The organism is Microbacterium foliorum, from assembly GCF_006385575.1.
Lineage (GTDB): Bacteria > Actinomycetota > Actinomycetes > Actinomycetales > Microbacteriaceae > Microbacterium > Microbacterium foliorum_B.
In genome coordinates, this window is the sequence record NZ_CP041040.1 from 2709013 (window position 1) to 2723702 (window position 14690).

Sequence of the window (14690 nt, forward strand, 5' to 3'; positions counted from 1 at the left end):
ATCGACGCTGAGTGGCCAGAAACGCATCCATCCGGCCTTCCGGGGATGCGTTTCTGACCACTCAGCGGTGGACCACCAGGCGCTAGCCGACTTGGAGTCAGCTGAGGCGCGCGAGTCCCTGCTCGAGATCGGCGATGAGGTCGTCGACGCCCTCGATGCCCACCGACAGTCGCACGACGTTCTCGGGCACGGCGAGTGCGGTGCCGCGCACCGAGGCGTGGGTCATATCCGGCGGGTAGCCGATCAGAGACTCGACGCCGCCGAGCGACTCGGCGAGCTGGAAGAGCTCGGTCGACTCGGCGAACGCCTTCGCCGCATCCGCACCCGCCGAGAGGCCGAGCGACAGCATGCCGCCGAAGCCGCTCATCTGTCGTGCGGCGATGTCGTGGCCCGGGTGCGAGGCGAGCCCCGGGTAGTAGACGGTCGCGAACTCCGGGCGAGCCGCGGCCCATTCGGCGATGGCCTGCGCGTTCTCGGAGTGCTGGCGCACCCGCACCGCGAGCGTCTTGATGCCGCGGGTCGTGAGCCACGCGTCGAGCGGGGCCGAGACGGCGCCGACCGCGAACTGCTGGAACTTGATCTGCTCGAAGAAGCGGTCGTCTGCGAAGACCACCGCCCCGCCGAGGACGTCGGAGTGCCCGCCCAGGTACTTGGTTGTGGAGTGCACGACGAGGTCTGCGCCGAGCGAGAGCGGCTGCTGCAGCGCGGGAGAGGCGAAGGTGTTGTCGACGACCGTGATCGCTCCGGCCGCGTGCGCGATCTCGGCGATGAGCGCGATGTCGACGATCTTCAGCAGCGGGTTGCTGGGAGTCTCGACCCAGACGATCTTCGTCTCGGGGCGGATCGCCGCGCGCACCGCGTCGACGTCGGACAGTTCGATCGTCGAGAACTCGATCCCCCACGGCGCGAGCACACGGGCGAACAGGCGGTAGGTGCCGCCGTAGACGTCGTTGCCGAGCACGACGTGGTCGCCGGGCTTCAGGATGCCGCGCAGCAGCGCGTCTTCCGCCGCGAGCCCGGAGGCGAACGACAGGGCGTTCGCGCCGCCCTCGAGCGCCGCGAGCTGCGTCTCGAGCGATGAGCGTGTCGGATTGCCCGCGCGGTTGTACTCGTAGCCGTCGCGGAACCCGCCGATGCCGTCCTGCACATGGGTGGACGCCTGGTAGATCGGCGGGATGATCGACCCCGTGGTCGGGTCGGGCGCCTGACCTGCGTGGATGGCTCGGGTGGCGAAAGCATGCTCGGACATGACCTCAGCCTACGTCCGCCCCGGGGGCGGCAGTCGCCCCTGTTACGCCGGGCGTCAGCGCGAGAGGTACGACAGCAGATCCTGCCGGGTGAGCACCGTGTGCGGCTTGCCGTCGAGCGTGACGAGCAGCGCGTCGGCGTCGGCGAGCGCGGCCCTCGCCTGCGCGAGAGGAGCATGGATGCCGATGAGCGGCAGCCGCTCCCCCACATGCTCTCCCACGGCATCCGCCGGCTTGGCGTCTCCGCGGAACAGCAGGTCGAGCAGCCCCTTCTCGTCGACCGTGCCGACGACCTCGCCCATCATCACGGGAGGCTCCGCGCTCAGCACCACGAGCTGCGATACGTCGTACTCGGTCATCATGCCGATGGCCTCGAGCACCGTGTCGGCCGGGTGCGCATGCACCAGGTCGGGGATGCTCGTCGCTCCCCCGGGCCCCTGAGCCTGCCGAAGGGTGCGGGAGGCCAGCACATCGCCCACGGTCTCGCCCTCCTCGACCTCGCTGAAGCCGTAGGAGCGCATCCAGCCGTCGTTGAAGATCTTGCTGAGGTAGCCGCGTCCTCCGTCGGGCAGCAGCACCACCATCACGGCGTCCGCCGGCAGGTCACGCGCGACCCGCAGCGCGCCGACCACGGCCATGCCGCTGGAGCCGCCGACGAGGATCCCCTCTTCACGCGCGAGCCGCCGGGTCATCGCGAACGACTCGGCGTCGTCGACCGCGACGATCTCGTGCGGAACCGTCGGGTCGTAGGCGCCGGGCCAGATGTCCTCGCCTACCCCCTCGACCAGATACGGGCGCCCCGTGCCGCCACTGTAGACGCTGCCCTCGGGGTCGATCCCCACGATGCGCACGCGATCCTCCGAGACCTCGCGCAGATAGCGCCCGGTGCCCGTGATCGTGCCGCCCGTGCCGACGCCGGCGACGAAGTGCGTGATCAGCCCGTCGGTGTCGCGCCAGATCTCGGGACCGGTGGTCTCGTAGTGGCTCCGCGGGCCGTTCGGGTTCTCGTACTGATTCGGCTTGAACGCTCCGGGGATCTCGCGGGCGAGCCGATCGCTGACGCTGTAGTACGACTCCGGGCTGTCTGCGGCCACCGAGGTCGGGGTGACGACGACCTCGGCACCGTAGGCCCGGAGCACATCGATCTTGTCGTCTCCGACCTTGCCCGGCAGCACGAAGACGCACTTGTACCCGCGCTGCTGGGCGACCAGAGCGAGGCCGACGCCGGTGTTGCCGCTCGTAGGCTCGACTATGGTTCCACCCGGCTGCAGGTCGCCCGATGCCTCGGCCGCATCGATGATCCGCGAGGCGATGCGATCCTTCGCCGAGCCGCCGGGGTTGAGGTACTCCAGCTTCACCAGCACGGTGCACTCCACGCCCTCGGTGACGTGCTGGAGCTTCACGAGGGGCGTGTCGCCGACGAGATCGACGATGGAGTCTGCGTACTTCATGTTCACAGCGTACGTGCGACGATGCCGCGACCGGGGCTGTGTTGCGCCCGATCGCGGCATCGTGTGTTCCGCAGCTCAGTGAGAGCCGATCAGCCCTTCGTGGAACCCGCCAGGAGTCCTCGCACGAAGTACCGCTGGAGCGAGAAGAACACGATCAGCGGAACGATGATCGACACGAACGCGCCTGCGGTGAGGAGGTACCAGCCCTCGCCGCGACCGGTGATCTCGGCGAGCACCTTGGTGATCGGCGAGGCGGCGCCGTCGGCGAACACCAGGGCGACGAGCAGGTCGTTCCAGACCCACAGGAACTGGAAGATCGCCACCGACGCGATCGCCGGCATGGTCAGCGGCAGCACGATCCGGAAGAAGATCTGACCGCGCGATGCTCCATCGACGCGTGCAGCCTCGATGATCTCGCCGGGGATCTCCGACATGAAGTTGTGCAGCAGGTAGATCGCCAGCGGCAGTGCGAACATCGTGTGGGCGATCCACACCTGGGCGTAGCCGCCGGCGACGTCGAGACCCTGCGTCACCTGCACGCCGAACAGGTTGATGCCCCGCGAGAACGATGACAGCAGCGGAACCAGCGCCATCTGGATCGGCACGATCTGCAGCGCGAACACGAAGATGAACAGCGCGTTGCGACCCTTGAACTCGATCCACGAGAACGCGTACGCCGCCATCGCGGCGATCATCAACGGGATGAGCGTGGCCGGGATCGTGATGACGATCGAGTTGAAGAACGACTCCAGGATCGTCAGCTGGGTGGTACCCGACTGCAGCACGGCCGAGTAGTTGTCGAGCGTGAACTGCGGGTTGGTGAAGAACGTCCACCACCCGGTCGTCTCGATCGCATCCCTCTCGCGGAACGACGAGATGAACAGTCCGAGCGTCGGGATGGTCCACACCACGGCGATGACGATCGAGGCGACCGTCGCCCACGGACGACTGAGACGCTTGCGTGCACGGCCAGCCGACGCTTCGAAGCGCCCGCCTGTCGTGATCGCTCTCGTGCTGTTGGCGCCCGTGTCTGACTTCACTGTGTCGGTCATCGGATCTCCCGCTGCTTCTTGATCTGGCGCGCGTTGTAGATCACGATCGGCAGCACCAGGATGAACAGGATGACGGAGAGCGCAGCGCTGCGACCCGCCTCGAACTTGGAGAACTGGGTGTACATCTCGTTCGCGAGCACCGACGTCCCGTAGTTGCCACCGGTCATCGTGCGCACGATGTCGAACACCTTCAGCGAGGCGATCGAGATGGTGGTCAGAACGACGATCAGTGCGGGTCGGATCGACGGGATCGTCACCGAGCGGAAACGCTCCCAGGCGTTCGCGCCGTCGAGCTCGGCCGCCTCGAGGAGTTCGGTGGGAACACCCTTGATCGATGCCGAGAGCACGACCATCGCGAAACCGGTCTGCACCCAGATCAGCACGACGATGAGCGCGAGGTTGTTCCACGGACCGTTGAGCAGGAACTGCTGCGGCTCTCCGCCGAACCAGACCAGGATCTGATTGAGCAGACCGATCTGCTCGAACTCCGGGCCGCGGTAGGCGTACACGAAGCGCCAGATGATGCTCGCGCCGACGAACGAGATCGCCATCGGCATGAAGACCAGCAGCTTGTAGATCTTCTCGCCACGGGTCTTGTCGATGAAGACCGCGTAGGCCAGACCGACGATCGTCGAGAGCGTCGGAACCAGCAGCACCCAGACGATCGTGTTGATGACCGAGGTCACGCCGTCGGACTGCGTGAAGATCCAGAGGTAGTTCGAGAAGCCGACGAAGTCGCTGCCGGTCGAGTTCCAGAACGATGCGTACACGGTCTGGATCGACGGCAGGATCAGACCTGCGAGCAGCAGCAGCATGGCCGGAGCCATGAAGGCGACGAGCTGGATCAGGTACCCGGCTCCATCGCGGGACCGGTAGTCGAGGAAGAAGAAGAGGGCGCCGACGGCGACCGCGACTCCCATCGCCCAGTAATAGGAGTTGAAGAACCACATCACCGCGAACGGGATGAGCAGGCACATCGCCAGGCGGATGCCGGTGTAGAGCGCGCCTCTTCGCGGCGCGATGTCGACGAGAAGCAGGATGACGACGACGACCACCGCGAAGGCGATGACCACGGCGAGGGCCTGGGCGATCGGGGGCAGAGACCCGATCCATTGGAAGAACACAGTCGCGTTCATGGATTCCCCTTCATGAGACGGAGCTGATCAGCGGTCCGCGCGAGCATGCGCGGACCGGATGAGAGAAGGGTGGGCCGCCCCGAGGGGCGGCCCACCTCATCCGATCAGCTGGAAGGCCAGCCGGTCTCGATCTGGTTCAGGACCTCGTCGGTCGAGGTGCCGTTCACCCACGCGACGATGCCCTTCCAGAAGGTTCCGGAGCCGACGGCACCGGGCATCTGGTCGGAACCGTCGAAGCGGAACGTGATCGAGTCGTCCTGGAGCAGCTTGATCGACTCCTGCAGGATCGGATCCTCCACCACATCGAGGTTCACGCCCTTGTTGGCCGACGTCACTCCGCCGAGAGCGAGGCGGCTGTCCGCCCATTCGGGGCTCGAGAGGTACTCGAGCACCTTCTGCGTGGCCTCGTCGTCGCTGAACGCGCCGACGATCTCGCCGCCACCGGTGATGAGCGTCTCGTCTGCGTTCTGGCTCGGCGTCAGGAACGCCCAGACGTCTCCGTCTTCGGCGAAGTTCGTGCCCTCGGGGTAGAAGCCCGAGAGGAACGAGGCCTGGTGGGTCAGCGCGCACTCGCCACTGGCGACCTGCGCCGCGACATCGCCGAACGCGGTCGAGTTGATGGAACGCACATCGCCGAAGCCGGCGTTGACGTACTCCGGGTTGAGCAGAATCTCACCGGTCGCGTCGAAGGCCTCCTTGATCTGGGGGTCGGTGAACGGGATCTCGTTCTTGACCCACTGGTCGTAGACATCGGGGCCCGCGTTGCGGAGCACGAGGTCCTCGATCCAGTCGGTGCCGGGCCACCCGGTCGCGACGCCCGATTCGAAGCCGGCGCACCAGGGAGCCTTGCCGCTCGCGGTCTTGATCGTCTCGGTGAGGGCGAGGAGCTCGTCCCAGGTCGTCGGTTCTTCGACGCCCCACTCGGCGAACTTCGTCGGCGAGTACCAGATCCAGCCCTTGACGCTGGCCATCAGTGGCGCGCCGTAGAAGGTGCCGTCGTACGTGCCGAACTCGACCCAGCCCTCAGTCCAGTACTCCTCGGCGTTCGCCTTGACCGCCTCAGGAGCCGGCTTCAGCAGGTCACGCGAGGCGTAGTCCGCGAACAGACCCGGCTGCGGGAAGATCGCGATGTCAGGCGGGTTGCCGCCCTGTGCGCGCGTGCCGAGCTGGGTCTCGAAGTCCTGGCTGCCCTCGTACTTGATCTCGATGTCGTTCTCTTCTTCGAAGTCCGCCCAGGACTCCGCGAGGAGCTCCGCCTCGCCCTCGACGATCGTGCCGTAGATGGTGACGGTGTTGTCTCCTCCGCCGCCGCCCTCGGCAGCGCCGTCCGTGCCGCCGGGAGCACCACAGCCGGCGAGCGCGATTCCCGCGACCCCCAGCAGAGCGATTGGCGCGTAACGCCGGGAACGCTGTGACAGACCCATGTGAATTCTCCTCTTCGAGTTGTGCGATTCCCCTCGTCCGCGCCGCCCCTGGCGCAGAATCGGGAACCGATTCCAGGACAACCTACCGGGGTCTGATATCCCGGCACAATAAGCCAGGATCACAAGCTCGCAACCATTCGAGATGTCCGACCCCTGGACATGGGAGCGCTCCCTCGCCATTCGTATGGAACCGGTTCCTTTACCGCTGACGAACGGCTACGCTGACATCGGCGCGGGGGGAGCAACGCGCCGAATCATGGTCGAGGAGGACCCATGAGCACGATCGCGGATGTCGCGGCGCGTGCAGGCGTATCGAAGGCGACCGCGAGCCGGGCACTCAGCGGACGCGGATACGTCTCGGAAGGCACCCGCAAGCGGGTGACCGATGCTGCCGACGAGCTGGCCTACGTCGCGCACTCGTCCGCGACCAGCCTCGCGACGGGACGCACGCAGACCGTCGGAGTCATCATGCCTCCTGTCGATCGCTGGTTCTTCGCCGAGTTGCTCGCCGGCATTCAGGAATCCCTGTTCGCCCTCGACTATGAGCTCGCCCTGTACGGCATCCGCGAGGGCACCGACACCCGCGAGCGTCTCTTCGACGCGGTGCTGCCCGGTCGGCGGTTCGACGGGATCATCGCGGTCGGCATCCAGCCCAGCGCACACGAGCTCGAGCGACTGCATCGGTCCGAGCGTCCTCTGGTCAGCGTGGGCCCCTACAGCGAGGGGTCCAGCGCCGTGTCGATCGACGACATCGCCGCCGCGCGCATCGCCACCGAGCATCTCATCGAGCTCGGGCACACCGACATCGCCTTCGTCGGCGGCTCGACGGACCCCGACGATCTCAGCTTCGGCGATGCGCAGCGGGTCGAAGGATACCTCGAGGCCCTGGCGGCGGCGGGCCTCGAAGCCGTCGCCCGGATCGCCGACGCACGACCGACGATGCCGGGCGGCTACGCTGCGGCCGTCGAACTGCTCGGCGACCGCCGGGGGCGCCCCACCGCGGTCGTCGGCGTATGCGATGAAGCAGCGATCGGCGCGATGATCGCCGCACGGCGTCTGGGCATCGCAGTCCCGACAGAGCTGAGCATCGTCGGAGTCGACGATCACGAGCACGCCGAGATGTTCGCGCTCACCACCATCAAGCAGTCACCGCGCGAGCAGGGGCACGAGGCGGTGAGGCTGCTGCAGCAGCAGATCGAACACCCGGATTCTCCCCGCGAGCGCACGGTGACGGCATCCGCCCTGGTCGTGCGCAGCTCCACCGCGGGTCGGCGCTGACGTTTCGTCTCGGGCGGCTCCGCCGGCCTCGCTCAACGACCGACCTGCCCCCGGACGCACGAAAGCCCCGGGCGGACCCGGGGCTTTCGTGAAGCGTTCAGACGCTTCCAGGACGAGGCACTAGGCCGCGACCTGGAACGGATTACTTGAGGGTAACCGTGGCGCCTGCCTCTTCGAGGGCAGCCTTGGCCTTCTCGGCTGCTTCCTTGTTCGCGCCCTCGAGCACGGCCTTGGGAGCACCGTCGACGACGGCCTTGGCCTCGCCGAGACCGAGCGAGGTGAGCTCGCGGACGGTCTTGATGACCTGGATCTTCTTGTCGCCGGCAGCCTCGAGGATGACGTCGAAGGAGTCCTTCTCCTCAACCTCTTCAGCAGCGCCTCCGCCTGCGCCTGCGACGGCGACGGGGGCAGCAGCGGTGACCTCGAACTTCTCCTCGAACGCCTTGACGAAGTCGTTGAGCTCGACGAGGGTCAGGCCTGCGAACTGCTCGAGCAGCTCCTCAGTGGTGAGCTTAGCCATGATGTATCTCCTAGATAGGTGGGTGTGTTGAACGAGATCGCAGGTCGCTTACGCGGCCTCAGCGGTCTCCAGCTTTTCGCGAAGAGCATCGATGGTGGCGGCAGCCTTGCCCATCGTCGCCTTCATCATGCCCGCAGCCTTCGCCAGCAGAACCTCACGGCTCTCGAGCGCGGCGTACTTGTTGACCTCGTCGGCGGAGAGGGCGTTGCCCTCGAAGATGCCCGACTTGATCACGAGAAGCGGGTTGGCCTTGGCGAAGTCACGAAGAGCCTTGGCAGTGGCGACGAAGTCACCGTGCACGAACGCGACGGCAGACGGACCCTTGAGGTCGTCGTCCAGCGCGGTGATGCCAGCCTTGTTGGCGGCGATCTTGGTCAGCGTGTTCTTCACCACGGCGTACTCAGCGTCCTGACGGATGCTGTTGCGCAGCTCCTTGAGCTGGGCAACCGTCAGACCGCGGTACTCGGTCAGCAGAACGGCAGTCGAGTTCTCGAATGACTTCGTGAGCTCGGCAACCGATGCGTCCTTCTGCGCCATGGTCACTCCTTGGTGTGTACGAGGCGCCGCACGGAGGTGAGGCGCCGATTCCGACCCCTGGCAACAGAAAAGCTCCGGCGCAAGCGCACGGAGCTTTGAGAAGTTCGTGTCCTGCGCGGGCCCCTGCTGAGCAGAGCTTCAATCCTCCTGCGCTTGCGCGCACGATGATGACCAGCGGTCTTCGGTTACGACAACTGTACCCCAGGGCATCGGCACCTCCCAAATCGTCGGGATCATCGCCGGTTCGCGGCTCGGCCTCCGTGCCCGGCCAGCGCGTCGGCCGCGCGGATCAGAGTCAGATGCGACAGTGCCTGCGGGGTGTTGCCCGCCTGCCGGTCCTGCCCGACGTCGTACTCCTCCGAGAGCAGGCCGAGGTCGTTCGTCATGTCGATCAATCGCGACATCAGATCACGGGCCTCGTCGGTGCGCCCGGTCGCCGCATACTGCTCGACCAGCCAGAAGCTGCACGCGATGAAGGGATGCTCCCCTCCCTCGAGCCCGTCGACGCCGGATTCCGTGCGGTAGCGGCGGACGAATCCCTCGGTGAGCAGAGTCCGCTCGATCTGCGCCACTGTGCGGAGCATCCGCGGATCGTCCGGCGCGCAGTACCCGACCTGCGGGAGCACGAGCAGTGAGGCGTCGACCTCGGTCGAGCCGTAGTGCTGGGTGAAGTACCCCTCGACGGGGTCGACGCCGCGCTCGTCGATCTCGCGCCGCAGACTGTCGCGGACCGTCGCCCAGCGATCGGCATCGCCGGCGAGGCCGTGCTCGCGCACGGCGCGCACACCACGATCGAGCGCTGCCCACATCATGACCCGGGAGTGCGTGAACCACTGCGGCTCACCCCGGATCTCCCAGATGCCGTTGTCGGGGCGGTCGATCGAGGCGATCACCTGTTCGATGAGTGCCCGTTGCAGCGGCCACGAGAAGTCGCCCTCTTCGAGGCCGGCGATCCGGGCGCACTCGAGAGCGACCAGCACCTCCCCGATCACGTCGCCCTGGTACTGGTCGACCGCACCGTTGCCGATCCGCACCGGGGCGGCGCCTCCGTAGCCGGGCAGGCTCGTGAGCTCGCGTTCGAGGAGATCGCGCTCCCCGGCGATCCCGTACATGATCTGCACCTCGTTCGGCTCCCCGGCGACGGCACGCAGCAGCCAGCGCCGCCAGTGGTGCGCCTCGGTGAGGAACCCGTGCGCGATGAGGGCCTCGAGCGTGAGCGCGGCGTCCCGCAGCCAGACGAATCGGTAGTCCCAGTTCCGCGAGCCGCCGAACTCCTCGGGGAGAGACGTCGTCGCCGCAGCCACGATCCCGCCGGTGTCCTTGTTCGTGAGCGCCCGGAGGACCAGCAGCGACCGCACGACCTCACCGCGGTACGGGCCTTCGTGCTGGATGCCACTCGCCCAGCCCTGCCACCAAGATCGCGTGGCGGCGATCGCGCCGTCGATGTCGAGAGGCTTCGGAGAATGCTCATGCGAGGGGAACCAGCTGAGGGTCAGGTCCCGGACCTCCTCGGCAGAGACCGTGAGCGTCGCCCGATGCCGATGATCCTCCGCGATGAGCCGCACTCCGCGCACGATCACGGCCTCGGGTCCGGCCGTCGCGCGCAGGGCCGGCTCCTCGCTCGTGCCCACCTGTCGCACCCAGGGGAGTCTGCGCGAGTAGTCGAAGTGCAGCCGCAGCTCGGTGACGAACTCGACCCGACCTTCGATCCCGACGATCCGGCGCACCACGTCGCTGCGCGAAGGATGCAGCGGCATGAACTCCTGCACTTCGGCGATGCCGTGAGCCGTCTCCCAGCGCGTGACGAGAATGAACGTGTCCGACACGTAGTGCCGCTGCGAGGTCGCCGCCGCATCCAGCGGGCGCAGACTCCAGCATCCGTTGCTCGCTTCTCCGAGCAGGGCTCCGAACAGCGAGGGAGCATCGAAGCGAGGCAGACAGAGCCAGTCGATGCTGCCCTCTTTCGAGACGAGCGCGCCGGTGCGGCAATCGCTGAGCAGGGCATAGTCCTCGATCGGTGCGGGCATCGACCGAGTCTGCCATGGCCACGCACCGAGCGGACGGGTTACGGTGAGAGCATGACGGAAGCGACGACGCTCGTGATCTTCGGAGCCGGCGGCGATCTCACCTCTCGGCTCCTCCTTCCCGCGATGGGGCAGCTGCTGACGCGCGAACCCTCTCGCTCCGTGCACATCGTCGGCGCCGACCGCGAGGAATGGAGCGCCTCCGATCTCGAGGCAGTCGTCCGGACGGCCTTCGCGTCGATGGATGCCGAGGACGCCCTCTCGCGCGTGGATGTCACGTACGTGCGTACCGACATCACTCGCGCCGACGACCTGCGGGCGTTGCTGCGGGACCGCACCGGGCAGGTCGCGCTCTACTTCGCCGTGCCTCCGTCGGTCGCCGCGGCGTCCATCGCGGCGCTCACGCCCGAGATGCTGCCAGACGGTGCGGTGCTCGTCATGGAGAAGCCGTTCGGCACCGACGAGGCGAGCGCGCGAGCGTTGAACCGGACACTCACGGCGCTGGTCCCGGAGAGCCAGGTGTTCCGAGTCGATCATTTCCTGGGCCGCTCGACCACGCTGAATCTGCTCGGGGCACGGTTCGCCAACCGCATCCTCGAACCGCTCTGGTCGGCCGAGAGCATCGAATCGGTCGACATCGTCTACGACGAATCCCTGGCGCTGGAGGGGCGCGCGGGGTACTACGACAACGCCGGCGCGCTGGTCGACATGATCCAGAGCCACCTGCTCCAGGTGCTCGCCGTGCTCGCGATGGAGGAGCCCGCCACTCTCGACGAGGTCGACTTCCGCGCCGCGACCGGCGCGGTGCTGCGTGCGACCACGGTGTGGGGCGACGACCCCGCGGCGTCGTCGCGCCGAGCCCGATACACCGCCGGAGAGGTCGACGGAACGCCGAAGCCGTCGTACGTCGACGAGCCAGGGGTAGATCCGGACCGCCAGACCGAGACTCTCGCCGAGGCGACGTTCGAGGTTCGCAACGCCCGTTGGGCGGGCATCCCTTTCCGGCTCCGCTCGGGCAAGGCCCTCGGCACACCAGCCAGAGAGATCGTCGTGCGCTTCCGTCCCGTCCGCCATCTGCCGCGGGGACTCACCGGCACGTCGGACGGCGCAGTCCTGCGGTTCTCGCTCGGCCCGGACCGGATGTCGCTGGAGCTGAACCTCAACGCGTCGGAAGACCCGTTCGAGCTGGAGCGGGCGACCCTGTCGGCCGAGCTCGGCGAGGGTGCGCTCAAGGCGTACGCCGAGGTGCTGTCGGGCGTGCTGGACGGCGATCCGATGCTGGCGGTGCGCGGAGACGCCGCCGAGCAGTCGTGGCGCATCGTGGCCCCGATCCTCGAGGCGTGGCGGCGTGGCGATGTGCCGCTCGACGACTATGTCGCCGGATCCTCCGGCCCCGAGGGGTGGCCCACGCTCGACTGACCCGCCTCCGACGCGGAGAGCGCCTGAGGGATGCCGCGGGGCGGCGTGTGCGGAAGTGAGAGTCGGCGACCGGGGTTACCCTCGATAGGTGACCCCCGAACTCCAAGCTCGCATCGTCGCGGACTCCCGTGACCGCGTGGCCTGGATGAGGGCACGTTCGCGCGGGATCACCGCCACGGACGTCGCCGGACTCACGAGCGAGAGGTCGATCGCGCGCGCGGCCGACTCCAAGCTCGGCGGCGGCCCCCGCTTCGGAGGCAACGCCTACACCGACCACGGGCGACGCCGCGAACCCGAGATCGCCGCCTGGGTGGCGGCGACTCATGGCATCCTCCCGTCGTCGGCCCTGTTCCGCGCCGAGGTCGAGCATCGCCATCTCGCGACCCCCGACGGCATCGCGGTCGACGCAGACGGTCGCGTCAAGCTCGCCGAGATCAAGACCACGAACAAGGCGTTCCGCGGCATCCCCCGCACCTACCTCCGCCAGATCTGGTGGCAGCAGCACGTGCTCGGAGCCGAGCGCACCCTGTTCGTCTGGGAGGAGCACGTCGACTTCGCTCCGATCCACGATGAGCCCCGCTGCGTCTGGATCGACCGCGACGACCGAGAGATCGCGAAGCTCGTCGGCCTCGCCACCGACCTCATCGACGAGCTGTACCGGCGGACCACCGGCATGCAGGTGCCGACACGGATCGCGGATGCTGCGGCTGCCGCCGCCGCCAGCCGCCGCGAGCACCTTCGCGAGCGTGACGCCTTCCGCGCGCTCGCACTCGCCGACTGAACGCACTGGCCGCGTCTGCCCTCAGGTGCAGGAGGCGTTCAATCCCAGCAACGCGATGGACAGCTGGCGAGATGATCCCGCCGACACCCACGTCGTGCCCGCCAGCAGGTTCGTGGCCGTCATCGTCGTCGTGCTGCCGAGCAGGGTGGAGATGAGGCTGGTCAGCAGCGCCTGCGTGAGCACGGCCGAGTGCGTGTAGAGGCCCGCGGCCGGCCCGGTCGTCGTGATGTTCGAGGCGGGCACCACGGCTGTCGTCGCCCCCTGGGTGAGCGTGAGCCTGGTTCCGGCCGCGGGGTACGGCGATGTCCAATCGAGCCTGACGCTCTGGAAGACTCCCAGCACGTTGTTCGTGACCGCGCACGCGATGATCGTGGGTGCCGGCACCCGGAACGCCGTGATCGTGGTCCGCGAGTACTCCGGGTCCGTGAAGGCGGCATCCGTGGTCTGGGCCGTCGGGGCCAACCCGACTCCGAGCAGCAGCGTCGCGCCGACGAGTCCGGCGAGGATGCGTCGCCGTCGCCGCGTGGTCATGACCGGCACTCCCCAGGACGAGTCGCCCCACGATGCCGCACCGAGCTCAGCGCGGCACCGGTCGCGACCAGGGCGAGCGCCCCGCCGATCGCCCAGGGCGCGAACGGTGCCCCGCCCGTCGTCGCGAGCCCTCCGTCTGGCCCGATCGTCGCCGACTCACCGGCGCCGCGCGCGTGCACCCGCACGTGCGTGCTGCCACCATCCTCGCCGTCGAGGGCGATGACGAGCCTGAGGTGCGCGACCTCTGTGTCCGCCATCTCGACGAGCGGCACTTCGACCCCGTCCAGCGATATCGACCAGCCGGATTCGAGCGTGGTGGCTCCCCCGGAGCAGCCGCCCTCGTGCCACTCCTGCGCACAGCGGAGCGCGTCGACCCTGAGCGCCGCGCCGCCGGTCGCGCTGATCCCCACCGCCACGGTCCCCGGGTCCGGCGCCTCGGCACTCACCGTCACGTCCCACTGCACGGGCTGCCCTGGCAGCAGGCTCGACGCGGCGTCCCAGTCGGCGATCGAGACCAGCCGCAGGACCTCGCCCTGCACGACCTGCGTCGAGGGTGCCGCCGACGCGGGGCCCGCCACGACGAGCACTCCGGCGACGATCGCCGAGAGGGCCGTCGCGCATGCGGCCCTCCGCTTCATCGGTCGACTCCCGTCGGTTCGCGCCGCGCCCGAGGATCCTTCGTCGAGCGGGGCCAGAAAGCCCAGACGACCAGAGCCGTCGCGCCGATCGTGAGCCCGCCGAGCACATAGGGGTTGCCCATCGCGACGATCACGGTGGCGATCCCCGGAACCGAGAACAGCACGACGCGCACCGTCTGCACGGTGTAGGGGTAAGGATCGTCGGCCGCGTTGGCGTCTCCTCTCATCGTGATCACCCGCTCGTCCTCGCTCGCGCCCGGCGCGATCGAGGTGATCCGGTGGGTGACCGGCAGGGCGCCCTCTCGATCGACGGTGACCACCTCACCGACCTGCACCTGTGAGGCCGCGACGCTCTGCACGACCGCGACGGACCCGGCCGGAATGGTCGGGGCCATGGATCCGGTGCGGAACATGATGAGAGTGATGTTCGCCGTGAGTGCGACGATCACCAGCACCATGCAGGCGAGTCCGGCGATGGCCGCGAGCCAGAGCAGGGCGTCGGCGAGCATGCGCCCGAGACCTCGCCGAGTCGAACGGGGCGGGACGGATGCCGAAGCCGTGGGCGCAGACGGCGACTCGCCGATCGTGGCCGCCTGCTCGCGCAGGCTCCGCCTCGTCGGTGCGCTCATCATTGCTCCTCAGACGTCATCCG

The 14690-nt window shown here is 68.0% G+C and carries 14 protein-coding genes; 3 read left to right on the forward strand and 11 right to left on the reverse strand.

Annotated features, from left to right (window positions below; genetic code table 11):
* Positions 1-97: 97 nt before the first annotated feature.
* The 5 genes from FIV50_RS13110 to FIV50_RS13130 all read right to left on the reverse strand — a co-directional run bounded on the left by FIV50_RS13110 (position 98) and on the right by FIV50_RS13130 (position 6310).
* Complete coding sequence (locus tag FIV50_RS13110; RefSeq protein WP_140037815.1) at positions 98-1249, reverse strand: cystathionine gamma-synthase; 1152 nt, start codon at positions 1247-1249, stop codon at positions 98-100.
* 54 nt (positions 1250-1303) lie between these two features.
* Positions 1304-2698 carry a cystathionine beta-synthase gene (locus tag FIV50_RS13115; protein WP_140037816.1) on the reverse strand — a complete coding sequence of 465 codons (1395 nt, stop codon included), beginning with the start codon at positions 2696-2698 and terminating at the stop codon, positions 1304-1306.
* A gap of 89 nt (positions 2699-2787) precedes the next feature.
* Entirely contained in the window at positions 2788-3750 is a 963-nt protein-coding gene (locus tag FIV50_RS13120) for a carbohydrate ABC transporter permease (RefSeq protein WP_140037817.1), read from the reverse strand.
* Positions 3747-4886: a carbohydrate ABC transporter permease gene (locus tag FIV50_RS13125; RefSeq protein ID WP_140037818.1), complete on the reverse strand. Its 1140-nt coding sequence runs from the start codon at positions 4884-4886 to the stop codon at positions 3747-3749. Before FIV50_RS13125 ends, FIV50_RS13120 begins: the two co-directional genes overlap by 4 nt.
* 104 nt (positions 4887-4990) lie before the next feature.
* Positions 4991-6310, reverse strand: coding sequence for an ABC transporter substrate-binding protein (locus tag FIV50_RS13130; protein ID WP_140037819.1), 1320 nt, complete (start codon positions 6308-6310; stop codon positions 4991-4993).
* Positions 6311-6583: 273 nt separating this feature from the next.
* On the opposite strand from FIV50_RS13130, the gene FIV50_RS13135 reads away from it, so the two are divergent.
* Positions 6584-7588, forward strand: a complete 1005-nt coding sequence (locus FIV50_RS13135) for a LacI family DNA-binding transcriptional regulator (protein WP_140037820.1) — start codon at positions 6584-6586, stop codon at positions 7586-7588.
* Between the two features lie 142 nt (positions 7589-7730).
* On the opposite strand, the gene rplL is transcribed toward FIV50_RS13135, so the two are convergent.
* From rplL to FIV50_RS13150, 3 genes are all read right to left on the reverse strand, one after another.
* Positions 7731-8108: a 50S ribosomal protein L7/L12 gene (gene rplL / locus FIV50_RS13140; protein ID WP_042539579.1), complete on the reverse strand. Its 378-nt coding sequence runs from the start codon at positions 8106-8108 to the stop codon at positions 7731-7733.
* A 48-nt stretch (positions 8109-8156) separates the two neighbouring features.
* The gene (rplJ, locus tag FIV50_RS13145) at positions 8157-8645 is read right to left on the reverse strand and encodes a 50S ribosomal protein L10 (protein ID WP_053097428.1); all 489 of its coding nucleotides are present in this window, start codon (positions 8643-8645) and stop codon (positions 8157-8159) included.
* A gap of 233 nt (positions 8646-8878) precedes the next feature.
* Positions 8879-10672, reverse strand: coding sequence for a glycoside hydrolase family 15 protein (locus FIV50_RS13150; protein ID WP_140037821.1), 1794 nt, complete (start codon positions 10670-10672; stop codon positions 8879-8881).
* Positions 10673-10723: 51 nt separating this feature from the next.
* Here FIV50_RS13150 and FIV50_RS13155 point away from each other — a divergent pair, with 51 nt between their 5' ends.
* Together FIV50_RS13155 and FIV50_RS13160 are read left to right on the forward strand one after the other, a co-directional pair.
* On the forward strand, positions 10724-12088 hold the full coding sequence (locus FIV50_RS13155; protein ID WP_140037822.1) for a glucose-6-phosphate dehydrogenase: 1365 nt from the start codon (positions 10724-10726) through the stop codon (positions 12086-12088).
* 88 nt (positions 12089-12176) lie between these two features.
* Positions 12177-12869 carry a YqaJ viral recombinase family protein gene (locus FIV50_RS13160; RefSeq protein WP_042539571.1) on the forward strand — a complete coding sequence of 231 codons (693 nt, stop codon included), beginning with the start codon at positions 12177-12179 and terminating at the stop codon, positions 12867-12869.
* Between the two features lie 21 nt (positions 12870-12890).
* Here the strand turns inward: FIV50_RS13160 and FIV50_RS13165 are convergent, their stop codons facing one another.
* From FIV50_RS13165 to FIV50_RS13175, 3 genes are read right to left on the reverse strand one after another with little or no spacing between them, the layout of a single operon-like run.
* Entirely contained in the window at positions 12891-13400 is a 510-nt protein-coding gene (locus FIV50_RS13165) for a hypothetical protein (protein ID WP_140037823.1), read from the reverse strand.
* Positions 13397-14038 (reverse strand): hypothetical protein, encoded by a 642-nt coding sequence (locus tag FIV50_RS13170; RefSeq protein WP_140037824.1) that lies wholly within the window; start codon positions 14036-14038, stop codon positions 13397-13399. The genes FIV50_RS13165 and FIV50_RS13170 overlap by 4 nt, the downstream gene beginning before the upstream one ends.
* Positions 14035-14667 carry a signal peptidase I gene (locus FIV50_RS13175; protein WP_140037825.1) on the reverse strand — a complete coding sequence of 211 codons (633 nt, stop codon included), beginning with the start codon at positions 14665-14667 and terminating at the stop codon, positions 14035-14037. The genes FIV50_RS13170 and FIV50_RS13175 overlap by 4 nt, the downstream gene beginning before the upstream one ends.
* Between the last annotated feature and the right edge of the window lie 23 nt (positions 14668-14690).